The 16,233-nt window shown below is 51.1% G+C and carries 12 protein-coding genes and 5 tRNA genes; all 17 read left to right on the top strand.

Translation table 11 applies throughout. The annotated features are described in order from the left end of the window. The first annotated feature begins 173 nt into the window (after window positions 1-173). Entirely contained in the window at window positions 174-1,796 is a 1,623-nt protein-coding gene (locus tag H503_RS0109485) for a hypothetical protein (RefSeq protein ID WP_022227162.1), read from the top strand. Between the two features lie 123 nt (window positions 1,797-1,919). Next, complete coding sequence (locus tag H503_RS0109480) at window positions 1,920-3,080, top strand: efflux RND transporter periplasmic adaptor subunit (RefSeq protein ID WP_009015189.1); 1,161 nt, start codon at window positions 1,920-1,922, stop codon at window positions 3,078-3,080. A gap of 16 nt (window positions 3,081-3,096) precedes the next feature. After that, on the top strand, window positions 3,097-6,234 hold the full coding sequence (locus H503_RS0109475) for an efflux RND transporter permease subunit (protein WP_016459922.1): 3,138 nt from the start codon (window positions 3,097-3,099) through the stop codon (window positions 6,232-6,234). A gap of 159 nt (window positions 6,235-6,393) precedes the next feature. Further along, window positions 6,394-8,124 (top strand): ABC transporter ATP-binding protein/permease, encoded by a 1,731-nt coding sequence (locus tag H503_RS0109470; protein ID WP_009015191.1) that lies wholly within the window; start codon window positions 6,394-6,396, stop codon window positions 8,122-8,124. Between the two features lie 48 nt (window positions 8,125-8,172). Further along, window positions 8,173-9,516 (top strand): alanine/glycine:cation symporter family protein, encoded by a 1,344-nt coding sequence (locus tag H503_RS0109465; protein WP_014129086.1) that lies wholly within the window; start codon window positions 8,173-8,175, stop codon window positions 9,514-9,516. A gap of 171 nt (window positions 9,517-9,687) precedes the next feature. Continuing rightward, window positions 9,688-10,872, top strand: coding sequence for an FprA family A-type flavoprotein (locus H503_RS0109460; protein ID WP_009015193.1), 1,185 nt, complete (start codon window positions 9,688-9,690; stop codon window positions 10,870-10,872). A 92-nt stretch (window positions 10,873-10,964) separates the two neighbouring features. Further along, window positions 10,965-11,714, top strand: coding sequence for a 23S rRNA (guanosine(2251)-2'-O)-methyltransferase RlmB (rlmB, locus tag H503_RS0109455; protein ID WP_009015194.1), 750 nt, complete (start codon window positions 10,965-10,967; stop codon window positions 11,712-11,714). A gap of 12 nt (window positions 11,715-11,726) precedes the next feature. Continuing rightward, window positions 11,727-12,425 carry an RNA polymerase sporulation sigma factor SigH gene (sigH, locus tag H503_RS0109450; RefSeq protein ID WP_009015195.1) on the top strand — a complete coding sequence of 233 codons (699 nt, stop codon included), beginning with the start codon at window positions 11,727-11,729 and terminating at the stop codon, window positions 12,423-12,425. A gap of 171 nt (window positions 12,426-12,596) precedes the next feature. Next, window positions 12,597-13,058, top strand: a complete 462-nt coding sequence (brxF, locus tag H503_RS0109445) for a BREX-3 system P-loop-containing protein BrxF (protein WP_014129085.1) — start codon at window positions 12,597-12,599, stop codon at window positions 13,056-13,058. Window positions 13,059-13,070: 12 nt separating this feature from the next. Continuing rightward, a complete protein-coding gene (locus H503_RS0109440) occupies window positions 13,071-14,171 on the top strand; it encodes a 6-phosphofructokinase (RefSeq protein WP_009015197.1) in 1,101 nt (366 codons plus the stop codon). Window positions 14,172-14,359: 188 nt separating this feature from the next. Continuing rightward, the gene (locus tag H503_RS0109435; protein ID WP_014129084.1) at window positions 14,360-15,163 is read left to right on the top strand and encodes an undecaprenyl-diphosphate phosphatase; all 804 of its coding nucleotides are present in this window, start codon (window positions 14,360-14,362) and stop codon (window positions 15,161-15,163) included. A 141-nt stretch (window positions 15,164-15,304) separates the two neighbouring features. Continuing rightward, window positions 15,305-15,380 (top strand) — tRNA-Thr (locus H503_RS0109430). Between the two features lie 23 nt (window positions 15,381-15,403). Beyond that, window positions 15,404-15,488: transfer RNA gene (locus H503_RS0109425), tRNA-Tyr, on the top strand. Window positions 15,489-15,492: 4 nt separating this feature from the next. Beyond that, window positions 15,493-15,568 (top strand) — tRNA-Met (locus tag H503_RS0109420). Window positions 15,569-15,571: 3 nt separating this feature from the next. Continuing rightward, window positions 15,572-15,647: transfer RNA gene (locus H503_RS0109415), tRNA-Thr, on the top strand. Window positions 15,648-15,652: 5 nt separating this feature from the next. Beyond that, window positions 15,653-15,729: transfer RNA gene (locus H503_RS0109410), tRNA-Met, on the top strand. Between the two features lie 79 nt (window positions 15,730-15,808). Beyond that, window positions 15,809-16,233, top strand: a 425-nt coding sequence (locus tag H503_RS12030) for a GTP-binding protein (protein WP_035196300.1), incomplete at its 3' end; no start/stop codon positions are given.

The raw sequence follows: 16,233 nt of genomic DNA, 5'->3' as shown, positions 1-16,233 counted from the left end.
GGAAAATACAGAATTTTTTAAAAAAACAGACGCCCCCTTGCAGAAAGAAAAATATGGCCGTGCCCGTGCTTTTCTGTGAGGCCTATAGTATAATGAGAAAATAAGTGTTCATAATAGATCAATCATCAAGAATTTGACTTTTTCTTCTACATCGCAGAGGAGGTTTTATTGATATGAATTGCAGGAAACATACCTTTGTTACCATGGTCCTTGCAGGACTTTTGGGAATGCCCGCCCTTTGGGGGGAAGCAGCCTCTCCTAAAGGAAAAGCACCTCTTCCGGAAGCCGCCCGTACAGCGGCTGAGGGGTGGAGCCAAAAGGAAGCCGCCAAAAAGGGAACCGCACCTGTAGAGGGAAAGACCAATCAAAAAAATCTGTCAGCTCCCATCAGCAATGTGCCTGTCAAGCCTCCTTTCAAGAAGGCGGTCCGTGAAGTGGAACTCAAGCTTCAGCGCGGCCAGCTCATCAGCGAAGCCATTGGAGATGTCGACGGCGATGGGAAGGAAGAGGTTGTGGATCTTTTAGGCAATCCCGTTGTTGAAAAATCCTCTTTTATGGGGGACCTTTATATTGTTGTCAAGGAAGTCGGGAAAAAGGATGTGAAATATTTCATCCGGCCCCAAAACCTAGGCGGTTATGATCCCTATCTCATGCTGGCTGATGTGACCGGCAGCGGCGCACCCAATGTCATCGTCGCGGCTCCTACGGGCGGCACGAGCGGTATGGTGGATTTCCGTATCCTTGATTTTACCGGGAAGAAACCGGATGAAATCTTTACCGCTGCCGATAACCGGGGTGTCCAGATTGTAGGAACCTATCTTGACGGTTATCGGGCCCGCCTCCAGTTCCCTAATCTGCCCGGGAAGATGCAGGAAGTCGTCGTCGATCTTTCCCGCAATGAAGATGCCTACCACACACTGAACGTCTTTGATGAAACGGGCCGTGTCCTTCCTTCCGGTCAGCGGCCTTACGCTCAGGGCATCAGTGAACTCATTCCCATGGATACGGATGGCGATGGGGTGGATGCCCTCATTACGACGCAGAAGGTCATTGGTGCTGTTCAGGCCGCGCCCATTGGCTATGTGAGGACCTTGTGGGCTTATCGGGCCGGTACGTGGCAGGTCCAAGATGTTTCCTTCAGGACCGAGCTCTATACGAAACCGGCTTATCAGACAAGTGACCGCGTCAAGGGCAAATCAGGATATGAAATCATCCCTCTGCCTCTTGATACCCCTGTGGGCAATCTCTATTATCCTCATTTCCAAAAGTTCGATGCAAAACTTGCTTGGAAAATGAACCATGCTATGGAAATGTTCTATCGCAGCAAGATCCGCGATGCCAGCTTTGGAAGTAGGCTCCATCTTTCCTATGATGTGAAGTACGCAGGGAAAAACTATGCCAGTATCCTCGTCATGGGTCTTTACTCCGACCATGAGATGAATGAACCCATCATCCAAGGTTTCAATTTTGATTTGCGGACCGGGGAAGCGGTGGAACTTAAGGATCTTGTCCGGCCTGCGGGCAAGTTCTGGACCATGGTTCGCAATGAAGCCCAAGCGTCCGGGGTTTCCCTCACGGAAAAAGACGTGAAAGGATTCTACTATGATGGTGCCGTGTTGGGACTGTTTTATGGCGACAACAGGGAATTTGATCTGGAAGAAGACAAGGTATTGCCTTTCATGATCAAGAATCGTCTTGAAGAAGAATTTTTGACTAGCCAGTCAAAAGAAGAAAAAGAAAGAAATGCCGAGAAAAAAGAAGAACGGAAAGTAAAAACAACAGAATCCGAGATTTGAAGGGACCCTCTTCATAGGGTATAATGTATAGGAATTTTTGTCGATTCAGTTTACTTTCCCTTGCTGGAAGTGCCTCTTTAGGGGCACTTCCTTCAGCAAGGAAGGATTTTAGGAGGAGTTTCAATGCTAGGAAAAAAGAAAGCCATGGCTCTAGGGCTGGCACTTCTCGTTGCCTTGGGAGCTGCCGGCTGCAGCAAGAAAACAGCCGCTCCTGGTGGCGCTGTCAAGGTCAAGGTCATGCAGGCCATCAAGCGTGATACACCGCTGACCTATGAGTACACCGGTTTTGTTGAAGCAAAGGATCAGGTTTCCATTAAGTCAAAAGTCACAGGAACCATTATCAAGAAGTATGTCAATGGCGGCGATTATGTTGAAGCCGGACAGCTTCTTTACGAAATCGATCCTCGGGCCTATGAAGCCAATGTGCTCAATGCTCAGGCCAATCTAGCCAATGCCCAGGCTTCCCTTGCCAATGCCCAGCGTGATGCAGCCCGTTACCAGAGCCTTTACGAAGAAGGAGCTGTTTCCAAACAGACAGCAGACCAGTACAATACGGCGCTTGAACAGGCTCAGGCCAGCGTCAATGCGTACCAGGCCCTTGTGACAAGTTCCCAGGTAAACGTCAGCGATACAAAAATCGTAGCTCCCTTTGCAGGGAAAATCGATACGAATACACTGGCTGAAGGGGAATTTGTAACGGCCAACTCCACCGTCCTTACGACCCTTTCCAACAGCGATCCCATGCGGGTGCGTTTTTCCGTTTCCGAAAGTGATTACCTTGATATGTTGAAGGGCAATACGGACAACGGCAATCAGCTGCGTGACATTACGCTGACCCTCGCCGATGGATCTACTTATGCCTATAAGGGATATGTCGATCAGGTCGACCGTTCCGTCAGTGATTCAACGGGTACCTTGACTTTGAAGGCACTCTTCCAGAATCCGGATCATCTGCTCCTTCCTGGTATGTTTGCCAATGTTTCCGTTGTGGGTTCGACGGAACCTGGAGCCATCCTTGTTCCTCAGCGGGCTGTTACGGATCTGCTCTATAAGCATTATGTCTATGTCGTCAATGCTGACAACAGCGTTTCTATGAAGGAAGTCCAACTTGGCGCCCGCATTGGCCGTTTGTGGCTCGTCAAGAGCGGTCTTGACGGTACGGAAACTGTTGTGGTTGAAGGCGTACAGAAACTAAATAAGGACAGTAAGGTTGATCCCGTAACCATGACGGAAGATGAACTCGACACGTCGAGTGATTCTTCCAGCGCTGGGAGCGCAAGCTGACAAGGAGGTCTAGGAAGTGGCAAAATTCTTTATTGAACATCCTGTTTTTGCCTGCGTTATCTCCATCATCATCGCCCTTGTCGGTTCCATTTCCGCCGTCAGTCTCCCTGTTGCCCAGTATCCGCAGATTTCCAACCCCCGTATTTCCGTATCAACGAACTACGTTGGTGCCAACGCTGAGGTTGTAGAGCAGACGGTTGCCCAGGCAATTGAAAAAGAAGTCAACGGCGTTGACAACATGGTCGACATGCGTTCCACCAGTGATAACGATGGGAACTACACCCTTGATATCAAGTTCGATCTCGGTACGGATGATGACATGGATATGGTCAAGGTCCAGAACCGCGTGGCCCAGGCCAATGCGTCCTTGCCGAGCGAAGTAACAAGCTATGGCGTAACGACCAGTAAGCAGGCAGAAGAGACCATCATGTATTTCTCCCTGTTGTCGCCGAATGGGACTTATGATGAACTCTTTCTTAAAAACTATGGCACGACGCAGTTCGTCGATGCCTTGAAACGTGTGGATGGGGTTTCCGAAGTCAACGAATATGGTCCGGACCTGTCCCTGCGTGTTTGGCTCGATCCGATGAAGATGGCCCAAAATGGCCTTACGGCCGCCGATGTCAAGTCGGCCATTACCAGCCAGAACATTCAGGCACCGGTTGGTTCCATCGGGGCCCGTCCTACAGAAAACGATCAGGAATTCCAGTATTCCGCCCGTCTGCAGGGCCGACTCAAGACGGAAGAGGAATTTGGCAATATTGTTCTAAAAAACAACAATGGACAGCTGCTCCATCTGCGTGACATTGCCCGCGTCGAGTATGGCAAGCGCAGTGACGGGGTTGTTGGCCGGTTGGATGGGATTCCTGCCATGCAGTACGCCATCCAGCTGAACTCCGATGCCAACTCCTTGGAATCGGTTGCTGCCATCAAGAAAGTCCTTGAGGAAGCGGAAAAGAACTTCCCACCGGACATGAAGATTGAAATCGTTCAGGATAATACGGAATACGTTAAGGAATCCCTGAAGGAAGTCGGGGTGACCTTCATTGAAACCCTGCTCCTTGTTGTCCTTATTACCTGGATCTTCCTCCAGAGCTGGCGGGCCACGCTGATTCCGGTCCTTGCCATTCCGGTTTCCCTTTTGGGAACTTTTACTTCCTTCTATATCTTTGGCTTTACCATCAACACCTTGACGTTGTTTGCTTTGGTGCTGGCCATTGGTATCGTCGTCGATGACGCCATCGTTGTTGTCGAAGCCGTTGAATATAACGTCGATGAAATGGGCATGAGTCCAAAGGAAGCCACTTTCGCCGCTATGCGCAGCGTATCGGGCGCTATTGTGGCAACGGCTTTCGTGCTCCTTGCCGTGTTCCTGCCAGTTTCCTTTATGGGCGGGGCAACGGGCGTTCTGTATAAACAGTTCGCTCTTACCATCGTGGTCGCCCTATCCCTTTCCGCTGTCGTTGCCATGAGTTTGTCACCAGCTGTCAGCGCGCTTGTCATCAAGCCGAAAAAGGACCTCAAGAAAGCTACGGGGCCGATTGGGAAACTCTTTGATGTATTTAACCGCGCCCTTGAATGGGCGACGGAAAAATATGTCGGCCTTTCGAAAAAACTGTTGAGCCATTATAAAGTAGGGCTTGCCGGCATGCTCGTTGTCTTCTGCCTGATTGGGTTCTTCTTCAAGATGATCCCGACGGCTTACGTGCCGGATGAAGACCAGTCCTTCATGCTGGTGTCGGCTTCTCTGCCAGCGGCTGCTTCTACGAACCGGTCCATGGCCTTTACGGAATCCTTCGGAGCCAAGATTGCTGAGATTCCCGGCGTCCGTCACGTCATGCAGATCATCGGTATCGATGTCCTGTCCTCGACGCGTCAGCCAAACGGGGTCCTCATCCCGGTTAAGCTCAATGACATTGGGGATCGTGAAGGCAAGAACGGTCAGTCGGTCCAGGAAATCATCAATAAGGTAGCGGCGATGGGTGCCGATGCACCGGAAGCCACGGTGCGCGCCTTCAACATGGCTGTCCTGCCGGGCATGAGCAATACGGGTAACCTCAGCCTTTACATCATGGATACGGTCGGTAAGGACACCAGCGAAATGACTCAGGATGTTAATAAGCTCCTTGGTCTCATTAACCAGCGTCCGGAAGTTGGAATGGCCTATACGACATTTTCCGATAACACGCCATCCATCGAGTTCCATCTCGACCGCGAAAAGGCAGAAAGTCTCAATATCCCTGTTTCCAACGTAACAACGGCCCTTCAGGCAAACCTCGGCGGCAGTGAAGTCAACGACTTCAACCTCTTGGGGAAAACCTGGAAAGTCGTCATCCAGGCAGATAAGAAATATCGTGCCGATACGAAACAGCTTTCCAATATCTTTGTGAAAAATACTTCAGGTGACCTGATTCCGCTGTCTGCCGTCGTAACCTCGCAGGAAATTCAGGCACCGCCGGTTATTACGCGTTTCAATAACGCCCGCGGCGCTAAGATTGCCGGCAGTCCGGCAACGGGTTATTCCACCGGTGACGCCATGAGTGCCATCGATGAAGTCCTGAAACAGAATCTTCCAAGCGGCTACACCTATGAATGGGTTGACCAGAGCCGTGACGAACGAGATGCAGGGTCCTCGTCCTACATGATCTTTGCCGTGTCCCTGATTTTCGTTTACCTTTGCTTGTCCGCTCTTTATGAATCCTGGTCCCTGCCCCTTGGCATCATCTTTGGTGTGCCGACGGCGGTCATGGGCTGCGTCGGATTCCAGTATCTGCGTGGACTGTCTGCCGATATCTACATGCAGATCGGGATGATTGTGCTCATTGGTCTGTCGGCCAAGAACTCCATCCTGATCGTAGAATACGCAAAGATGCGTGTCGATAATGGCCGTGCTATCCTGCCGGCTCTGATTGATACGGTCAAGGTTCGTCTGCGCCCGATTCTTATGACGGCGTTCTCAACGGTCATTGGTGCTGTGCCCCTTGCGTGGGCCTCCGGCGCTGGATCCGGGTCCCGTATCTCCATTGGTACGGCCATCATCGGGGGGATGATGAGTTCCACGCTCCTTTCTATCTTCCTCGTACCGGTCCTCTTCCTTGTCATTGAAATGATCTTCCATCCGGATATCCCCGTGGGTTCTGTCGATGACGAATAAGTTTGTCCTGTCCCTTGCTTTCTTTGAGGAAGCAGGGGACTTTTTTTAAAAGGAAAACGTTTTTTATGATAATAAGAAAATAATTCGAGAAAAGGCTTTATTTTTATATTTTAAAGGATTATAATACCAATATTCGTAATAGTGTAAGGAGACGAACACGTGAAAAAAACAAACGTAACTATTAAACTACTCCATCAAGTTTGGGACCTTACGAAAAGCTATTGGAAAAGCGAGGAAAAAAAGAAGGCCTATGGCCTTCTTTTAGCCATCGTCGTCCTCAATCTGGGCGTTGTCTTTGTTCTTGTCCTATTGAATGAATGGAACAATTCTTTTTATACGGCGCTCCAGGATTACGCTGTGGATGAGATTTTTCACCAACTCTGGCGGTTTACCATCCTTGCTTTTAGCTATATCATCCTTGCTGTCTATGCCTATTATCTGCAGCAGACCCTCATTGTGAACTGGCGCCGCTGGCTGACAAGACGGTATGTGGAGGAGTGGCTGTCTGCCAAGACCTATTACCGGCTCGAAATGTTCGGGAAGGATATGGATAATCCCGACCAGCGCATCAGCGAAGATGTGTCACTTTTTGTGACACGGACCCTCAGTCTTGCCATTGGCCTGATGAAAGCCATCTGTACGCTCCTTTCCTTTATTGTAATTTTGTGGAACCTTTCAGGACCTTTTGTCGTTTCAATCCTAGGAAAAGAGATTTCCATCCCCGGATATATGGTTTGGGTTGCCATCTGCTATGCGGGTCTGGGAACCTTCTTGATTCATAAGGTCGGTCACCGGCTGGTGAATCTTAATTTTGTTCAGCAACGCTATGAAGCCGATTTCCGCTTCAGTATGATGCGTCTTAGGGAAAATGCTGAAAGTGTAGCTTTCTACCATGGGGAACCCCACGAAAAAAGTGTTTTTCTGGAACGGTTTCGCGTCCTTTTGGAAAATTTTTGGAAGATTGTCAAAAAGCAAAAACAGTTGGTATGGCTTAATTCGGGGTATTCCCAGATTGCCATCATCTTTCCTTTTGTGGTGGCCATCCCGCGCTATCTGAGACGGGAACTGACCTTGGGCGGCCTGATGCAGGTCGCGACTGCTTTTGGACGCGTGCAGGATTCCCTATCCTATTTTGTCGATGCCTATGCAACGCTTGCCGAATGGCAGGCGGTTGTGGACCGCTTGACGAGTTTCCGCACCCATTTGGAGGCTGCAGGGATGACAAAGACACAGAACCAGGTCACTCGCATGGTAGGGGACGAAGGAAGGTTGGTCCTGGATCAGTTTGAAGTGGATCTTCCAAGCGGCTCGCCAATCCTAAAGCCCCTGACAATGACCGTTCAAGCAGGCACCCATATCCTTATCCGCGGCACGAGCGGCAGCGGCAAGAGTACTTTCCTGAGGGCTCTTGCCGGCATCTGGCCATTTGCCAAGGGAAAGGTCACCCTTGCCCCGCAGGACCGTCTTATGTTTATCCCCCAGCGACCTTATCTGCCGCTGGGAACGCTTCGGGAAGCTATTGTTTACCCGGGCACTCGGCAGATCTCTGATGACAGGATCCGCGCCCTCATGGAGGATTGCCGGATTGGCTATCTGGCCAACCACCTTGACGAGGAAGCCGATTGGACCCATGTCTTTTCCGTGGGCGAACAGCAGCGCCTTGCCTTTGTAAGGGCACTCATTTATGAACCAGCTTGGCTCTTCATGGATGAATCAACATCCGCCCTTGACGAGGAGACAGAAAAGGCCATGTATGAACTTCTTCTGTCCCGCCTTGCCCGGACAACGCTGATCAGTGTGGGACATCGCAGCACCCTTGTCACCTATCATACGGCAGCACTTACTTTACATAAGGAAACGAAGGAAGCGTTTCTCGAACCTCTCCCCTAAAAAGGGAGGGGGCTGCACTCATCTATCTATTTTATTGGAGGGGAAGTCATGAACATTGAACTTTTGAACAGCATCGACAGCTTTGTCTGGGGACCGCCGCTCCTGGTCCTGCTTGTAGGGACGGGGATTTTCCTCACCTTGCGGCTGGGCTTCCTGCAGGTTTCCCGCCTGCCCAAGGCCCTGCAACTCATCTTCAAGGCGGAAAACGCCGGCGAAGGTGACATTGACAGTTTCAAGGCCCTGTGTACAGCCCTTGCAGCCACCGTTGGTACGGGGAATATCGTCGGTGTCGCGACAGCTGTTAAAGCAGGCGGTCCGGGAGCCATCTTCTGGATGTGGATTGCCGCCTTCTTTGGTATGGCAACAAAATACGCGGAAGGTGTCCTTGCTGTCAAATACCGCACGGTCGACGCCAAAGGTCAGATTTCTGGCGGCCCGATGTACTACATTGAGCTGGGTCTGGGGAAAAAGTACAAACCCCTTGCCATAGCCTTCGCTTTCTTTGGAATCCTTGTTGCTTACTTTGGTATCGGGACCTTTGCCCAGGTGAATTCCATCGTTGACATTACCCAGCTCAACGCGGGGATTCCTGTTGCTGGCACAGCGGCCATCCTGACCATCGCTGTTGCTGCTGTAACCTTGGGCGGACTGCAGAGCATTGCTGCCGCTGCAAGCCGGATTGTACCGGCCATGGCCATCCTTTACATGCTGTCTACCATAGGCATCCTGGTTATGTTCCATGACCTGATTCCCATGGCCATCGGGGAAATCTTCCGTGATGCTTTTACGCCGACGGCTGCCCAAGGCGGGTTCCTCGGAGCCACTGTGCTCTTTGCCATGAGAAATGGGATTGCCCGCGGCGTCTTTTCCAATGAATCGGGTCTTGGGTCCGCACCGATCGTTGCGGCTGCCGCTAAGACGGACTGGCCGGCTGAACAGGGGCTGATTTCCATGACGGGAACCTTTATCGATACCATCATCATCTGCACCATGACAGGACTTACGATTGTCATTGGCGGGCTCTGGACTGGGGACCTTAACGGTGCGGCCCTTACCAACGCAACCTTCCTCAAGGCCTATCCGCAGATGGGTGGCTATCTCCTGATGGTCGGCTTGGTCCTGTTCGCGTTTACCACCATCTTGGGATGGAACTACTATGGTGAACGCTGCGTTGAATACCTATTTGGCGTCAAGGGCATCATGCCTTATCGCATTATTTTCATCATCCTCATTGGCCTCGGCGCTTTCTTGAAGCTGGAAGCCATCTGGATCTTGGCTGACATCGTAAATGGTCTCATGGCGATTCCAAACTTGATTGCCCTCCTGGGACTGTCCGGTGCTGTCGTGGCTGAAACAAAACGTTATTTTGCCCATCTGAAGGAAACGGCCTGATGGGGCACTAAAAAGGGGAGAAGGGAGCCTTACGAGCTTTCTTCTTCCTTTTTCTTATGAAAGGGCATCATGGCCGATAAAATTTTATTCCCTGAAATTGTTTTTATGGGAAAGTCATAGTATAATAACTTAGATATAGATATAACTAACCGATACGGAGGGGTGTAAACCATGAAACCGGAAGAAATTTCCAAAGATATTTTTGATGTGGGCATCCGCGATTGGACCTGCTCTGATTTCCACGGCTTTGCGACACCACGGGGCGTTACCTATAACTCGTTCCTTATCATGGATGAGAAAGTTTGCCTCATCGACGGCGTCAAGGCCCCTTTTGCAGAACGCCAGCTTTATAAGATCAGTGAAGTCGTCGATCCCCAGAAGGTCGATTACATTGTCGTAAACCATGTGGAACCGGACCACTCCGGCTCACTTCCGCTGCTTGCCCAGAAATGCCCGAATGCCACGTTCCTCATTACGCCTCAGGGCGCCACGGAACTAAAGGAACACTACGGCGATATCTTCAACTGCCAGATCGTGAAGAAGGGGGAAAGCATCAGCCTTGGGAAACGGAGCCTGACCTTTGTTCCCATCCCCATGGTCCACTGGCCTGATTCCATGGTGACCTACTGCCCGGAAGAAGAAATCCTCTTTTCCAGCGATGCTTTCGGTCAGCATTACTGCTGCTCCAAGCGCTTTGATGACGAGACGGAAGTCGAGAACATGTTCTATGAAGCGCAGCGCTACTATGCCAACATCCTGACCCCGTTCCGGAAACTCATCCCGAACGCGGTAAAGGCCGTGCGGGGTCTCAAGCTTCGCATGATCTGCTCCTGCCACGGCAGCATTTGGCGCAGCCATATCGAAGAGATCCTGAAGCTTTATGAAGACTGGAGCCTTGGGAAGGCCCTTGACCGCATCATCATTGTCTATGACACCATGTGGGGCGGCACGGCTGCCATGGCAACGGCCATCATGGATGGCATCCAAGCCCAGGGGATGCGTGTTAAACTGTACCGCTATACGAGCGAGCAGAAAGCCGCCATCATGAGCGATGTCCTGACGGCAAAGGCTATCCTTGTTGGTTCTCCGACGCAGAACTGCGTGATGATGCCGACCATGGGTGCTTTCATGATGTACCTCAAAGGCATGAAGCTGACGGATAAGAAGGCTGCTGCTTTTGGAACCTATGGCTGGGCCGGCGGTGCGGAAAAGGAACTGGAAGACGCGATCACGGCAAGCGGGATGGAGCTTCTGCCTGGCTATACCTGCAAGTGGCGCCCCCTGCCGGAAGAAATCAAGGCTGCTGAAAAGTTTGGCTATGAATTTGCTGAAAAGATTGCTGCGTCCAGCAAGTAATCCTTTCGGTCTGTAAGAAGTAAGAAGGAGCTGAAACCATGATGACAATGATTTCAGCTCCTTTGTTTTCCTAGGAAAACAAAGGAGCCGTTATGTCCGATATCATTGCTGGCCGCAATGCCGTCAGGGAAGCCCTGCGCGGCACGCGGCCCATTCAAAAAGTCCTGGTCCTTGAAAGCGGCCATGGGGGAAGCTTCGAAGAAATCCTTTCCCTCTGTGTCAAGCGCCATGTGGCGGTGGAACGCGTCAATAAGGAGCGCCTGGACCGCTTAAGCCCTGACGTGCGTCATCAAGGCGTCGTGGCCGTTGGCTCTGCTGTCGCATTTCGGGATCTTGATGAGGTCCTGGAAGGGGTGGCCCAAAAGGGAAAAGTCCCTTTTTTGCTCCTTCTCGATGAACTGCAGGATCCTCAGAACATTGGTGCCCTTATCCGCTCGGCCAATGCCGCCGGTGTCGATGCTGTCATTGTTCCCCAGCGTCGAAGTGCTCCTTTGGGGGCGGTTGTGGCAAAGATTTCAGCCGGTGCCTTGGAACATGAACCCGTCGTTTCCGTGACCAATCTTGTCCGGACCATGAAAGACCTGAAAAAGCGCGGATTTTGGATTGTTGGTGCTGATATGGATGGCAAGGACCTTTATTTCGATGCCGATCTGACCGGACCTTTGGTCCTTGTTGTCGGTGCCGAGGGCAAAGGCGTAGGGCGTCTTGTGAAGGAAAACTGTGATTTTCTTGTCCGCATCCCCATGCTGGGACAGGTCCAGTCCCTCAATGCTTCCGTTGCAGGCGGCATCCTCTTATATGAAATTACAAGGCAGCGCATCATCAGTGCCCGCAAGGTGTAAGGAGGCGATGGGATGGCCAAGGAACCGGCTGCAGTGAGCCCTTCCGATGAGGTCCTTTTAAAAAGGATCCAGGAGGAAGGGGACGGGAAAGCCCAGGATATCCTGCTTGCTCGCTATAAGGAACTGGTGAAAAAAAAGACGTCCCTTTACTATATGGCTGGTGCGGAGCGGGATGATATCGTCCAGGAAGGGATGATTGGCCTATTTAAAGCCATCCGCGATTATCGCTTTGACCAAAAGGCGTCCTTTAAGGTGTTTGCCGAGCTGTGCATCAACCGACAGATCATTTCTGCCATCAAGGGGGCCAATCGGCAGAAGCACCGGCCGCTTAATTCCTACGTTTCACTCGATAAGCCTTTTTATGATGACGGCAAGGAACGGACCTTGATGGATATGCTTGGTGGCAGCCGCAGCGTTGACCCGGAAAACCTCATCGTAGACCAGGAGGCTTTCAAGGATATTGAAAAGAACGTCTTAGCCATGCTGAGCGCCATGGAGTGGGAAACCTTGTGCGCATATCTTGACAACAAAAGTTATCAGGAGATTGCCAGCGAGATGGAACGCAGTACAAAGTCCATCGACAACGCGCTCCAGCGGGTAAAACGCAAATTGGAGAAGTTCCTTTCCACAAGGGAAAATGAACTCGACCTTGCCACGCTCAACAAGGGGCTCCTCCTCATGGCCGCCAAGGAGCACCTGCTCCACAAATAAGGAAACAGGTGGCTGAAAGAGATTGAACCATATGATACAATATGGACAGCAAAGGCAGAAAAAAGAGAATTTCCGCACCACTTTAAAGGAAAACGCTGGCATATCGGCGAAATAAGATGGCAAGAGAATAAAAAGCAATGGGTGCACCATTTTATAAGGAGGGCGATTCGCATGAGTCAATTTGATGAATTCCTGAAAGAAGTAGAAGGCCTGACAGAAAAAGAAATCAAGGTCCTTGTTGTGACGGGCAAACCGGGCAGCGGTAAGAGCAAGGTCCTGCGTGAAGCAGCCGAAACAAAGGGGTGGGATTATATTGATACCCGTCTGCTTATTACGGAAGATTTCCTGAAGCTTCTTCCCAGTGAAAGACGCGTCAACGCGCCGGAAGTCCTGAAAAATGAACTTCTTAGCCATCATGGCGATGTGGTCATGTTGGATCGAATTCAGACCCTTTTTATCCCTGTCTTCAATATCGATCCCAAGAGCGTCCTCGATGAACTGGGGCGCGCCTTTACAGTGGTCATTGCTTGGCCGGGATATGTGAAGGATGGGCTCCTTTGCTATGATAAATTTGACGGGACCGAATCCATCCGTATCAGCGCGGCTGACTACACCCTCTGGACGGTAGAATAAGAGGGGCTCCTTATGGCAGAAAAAAGAGGAACCCTGGCAGTCCTTACGGGAGGCGGTGACTGCCCTGGCCTCAATGCCGTCATCCGTGCCGTCGTGAAGACGGCCGTGACCCATGGCTATGAGATCTATGGCATTCGCAACGGCTTCCATGGGCTTATCCAGGATGATATGAAAAAAATGTCCATGGCGGATGTATCGGGTATCCTGCCGCGCGGCGGGACGGTACTTGGTACAACAAACAGGGATAATCCCTTCCATTATGCGGCTGGTGAAGATGCAGCAGGCAATGTCATTTATGAGGATCGGCGCGATGATGTCGTAAGAAACCTTAACGCCCATGGCATCGAGTGCCTCATTGTCATTGGCGGCGATGGAAGCCTCAAGATTGGCTATGACCTGCACCGTTTCTGCGGGGTCAATGTCGTCGGCGTTCCCAAGACCATTGATAATGACCTGCCGGGGACGGAGCGAACCTTTGGTTTTGACACAGCGATGGCGATGGCTACAGAGGCATTGGACCGCCTTCATACCACGGCAGAATCCCATCACCGCGTCATGGTCCTTGAAGTCATGGGGCGCTATGCGGGGTGGATTGCCCTTCATTCCGGCCTTGCCGGCGGAGCGGATGTAATCTTGATCCCGGAAATCCCCTACCGGATCGAGTCTGTCATTGAGAAGGTCAAGGCCCGTCAGGCTCAAGGAAAGCAATTTAGTATCATTGTTGTTGCCGAAGGGTCCAAACCAGTGGGCGGTAAGATGACGGTCGCCCGTCTCGTGAAAAATAGCTTTGAACAGGTGCGCCTGGGCGGCGTGGGCAATAAACTTGCCGACGAAATCGAGGCGAAGACGGGTATCGAAGCTCGCTGTACAATCTTGGGCTATCTCCAGCGCGGCGGTTCGCCGACTGCCTTTGACCGTGTCCTGTCGACTCGTTATGGCTCGGCTGCCGTGGAAGCCTGCCTTGCCGGGGCCTATAATGTGATGGTTGCCCTGTCCAGTGGGGAGATTGTCCGCATCCCAATAGAAGAAGTAGCGGGAAAACCTCATCAGGTACCGCTTGATTCGGATCTTATCAGGGCAGGGAGGAACCTTGGGATTTCCTTTGGGGATTGACCTCAATGAAAAGAGCTGCAGTGCATGTTGGCAGCTCTTTTTTTCATGCTTGAAAGGGATGAAAAAAAGGCTGTGGAGGCCCTCATAATGTTTTGAGAAAGTTTAAAGTTTGGCTCTTTCTTTCACCGGGGGAAAGGGGTATAATGGCAACATTGCACGATAAGAATTAACTTTTTGGAGGAAAAATCATGAGCGATATGCTAAGTGCCCTGATTCTTGGGATTGTGGAAGGTCTTACGGAATTTCTCCCTGTTTCATCAACGGGGCATATGATCATTGTAGGACACATGATCGGTTTTGATGGCAATCTGGCCAAGATCTTTGATGTTGTCATCCAGTTAGGGGCCATCCTTTCTGTCCTCGTCCTTTATCGCGGACGTTTTGCCCGTTTCTTCACCAAAGAAGGTTGGCAGCTGGGAAAAGGGCTGAGTGCCTATCATGTTCTTGCAGGGTGCATCCCTACCATGGCGTTCGCTCTCCTCGTCCATTCCTTTATCAAAAAATATCTCTTTTCTCCCTTTACGGTTGCCATTGGCCTTGTTTTAGGGGCCCTCCTGATGATGGCTGCGGAGCGAAAGATCCGCGGTCATGAGGCCGAACTGGTCCAGGATGTGGACCATATTTCCTTGAAGCAGGCGCTTTATATTGGTTTCTATCAGTTCCTTTCCCTTTGGCCGGGCTTTTCGCGCAGCGGTTCTACTATTGGTGGGGCCTTGTTAGTAGGGGTCAGCCGCAAAGCCGGGGCGGATTTCACCTTTATCATGGCCCTTCCAATCATGGTGGCAGCCTGCCTCTATGAACTCCTGAAAAATCTTTCGGCCCTTTCCAGCGGCGATTTTGCCGTCCTTGGCCTGGGATTTGCCGTGGCTTTTGCAGTTGCCTATTTTTCCATCCTTTGGTTCATTGGGTTCCTGAACCGGTCGACACTTAAATCCTTTGCCGTCTACCGCATTTTGCTTGCCCTCTTTACCCTTTGGTATTTCTACTGCTGAGAAAAGGTATGGATCGATTGCCGTTAAAACCAGATGGGATGCCAGTTTTAAAAGGTTTGTAAAAAAAGAAACGAATTTTTTAAAAGCGGCTTGACATTTCCTTCTTCATCCGGTATAATTCTCTACGTTACGGATTCAGAGGCTGGCATAGCTCAATAGGTAGAGCAACTGACTTGTAATCAGTAGGTTGAGGGTTCAATTCCTTTTGCCAGCTCCAATTTATTCGTAATGACAATCCGTGGAGGGATTCCCGAGTGGTTAAAGGGAGCAGACTGTAAATCTGCCGCCTCTGGCTTCGAAGGTTCGAATCCTTCTCCCTCCACCAATATCGCGGGGTGGAGCAGTTGGTAGCTCGTCGGGCTCATAACCCGAAGGTCGTTGGTTCAAGTCCAGCCCCCGCAACCATATGCTGATGTAGCTCAGTCGGTAGAGCGTATCCTTGGTAAGGATAAGGTCACCAGTCCGATTCTGGTCATCAGCTCCACTCATGGCGGCGTAGCTCAGTTGGCTAGAGCAGTCGGTTCATACCCGGCCTGTCCGCGGTTCAAATCCGTGCGCCGCTACCATAGTTTAGTCAGCCCCGTTTCTAGCGGGGCTCTTTTAAAATCTTTTCAAAAACCAAGCATAGCGTTGGGAGGTAATCAAATGGCTAAAGAGAAATTTGAAAGAACAAAACCCCATGTCAACATTGGTACCATTGGTCACGTTGACCATGGCAAGACGACCCTGACCGCTGCCATCACCAAAGTGCTGGCTGAAAAGGGCGGCGCCCAGTTCATGGACTACAACATGATCGATAAGGCTCCGGAAGAAAGAGAACGCGGAATCACCATCAACACCTCTCACGTTGAATACGAAACCGCTAAGAGACATTATGCTCACGTTGACTGCCCGGGCCACGCCGACTATGTCAAGAACATGATCACCGGTGCTGCTCAGATGGACGGCGCTATCCTCGTTGTTTCCGCAGCTGACGGCCCGATGCCCCAGACCCGCGAACACATCCTGCTTGCCCGTCAGGTTGGCGTACCTGCCATCGTTGTATTCCTGAATAAATCCGACCAAGTTGA

The organism is Acidaminococcus intestini DSM 21505 (genome assembly GCF_000425045.1).
Taxonomy (GTDB): Bacteria; Bacillota; Negativicutes; order Acidaminococcales; family Acidaminococcaceae; genus Acidaminococcus; species Acidaminococcus intestini.
The sequence above is the reverse complement of the archived record's forward strand: the minus strand, read 5'-3'. Positions and strand labels throughout refer to the sequence as shown.

Coding starts and splice junctions, on each gene's coding strand:
- H503_RS0109485 (WP_022227162.1), top strand. CDS start 174: ATGAATTGCAGGAAACATACCTTTGTTACCATGGTCCTTGCAGGACTT.
- H503_RS0109480 (WP_009015189.1), top strand. CDS start 1,920: ATGCTAGGAAAAAAGAAAGCCATGGCTCTAGGGCTGGCACTTCTCGTT.
- H503_RS0109465 (WP_014129086.1), top strand. CDS start 8,173: ATGAACATTGAACTTTTGAACAGCATCGACAGCTTTGTCTGGGGACCG.
- H503_RS0109460 (WP_009015193.1), top strand. CDS start 9,688: ATGAAACCGGAAGAAATTTCCAAAGATATTTTTGATGTGGGCATCCGC.
- rlmB (WP_009015194.1), top strand. CDS start 10,965: ATGTCCGATATCATTGCTGGCCGCAATGCCGTCAGGGAAGCCCTGCGC.
- sigH (WP_009015195.1), top strand. CDS start 11,727: ATGGCCAAGGAACCGGCTGCAGTGAGCCCTTCCGATGAGGTCCTTTTA.
- brxF (WP_014129085.1), top strand. CDS start 12,597: ATGAGTCAATTTGATGAATTCCTGAAAGAAGTAGAAGGCCTGACAGAA.
- H503_RS0109440 (WP_009015197.1), top strand. CDS start 13,071: ATGGCAGAAAAAAGAGGAACCCTGGCAGTCCTTACGGGAGGCGGTGAC.
- H503_RS0109435 (WP_014129084.1), top strand. CDS start 14,360: ATGAGCGATATGCTAAGTGCCCTGATTCTTGGGATTGTGGAAGGTCTT.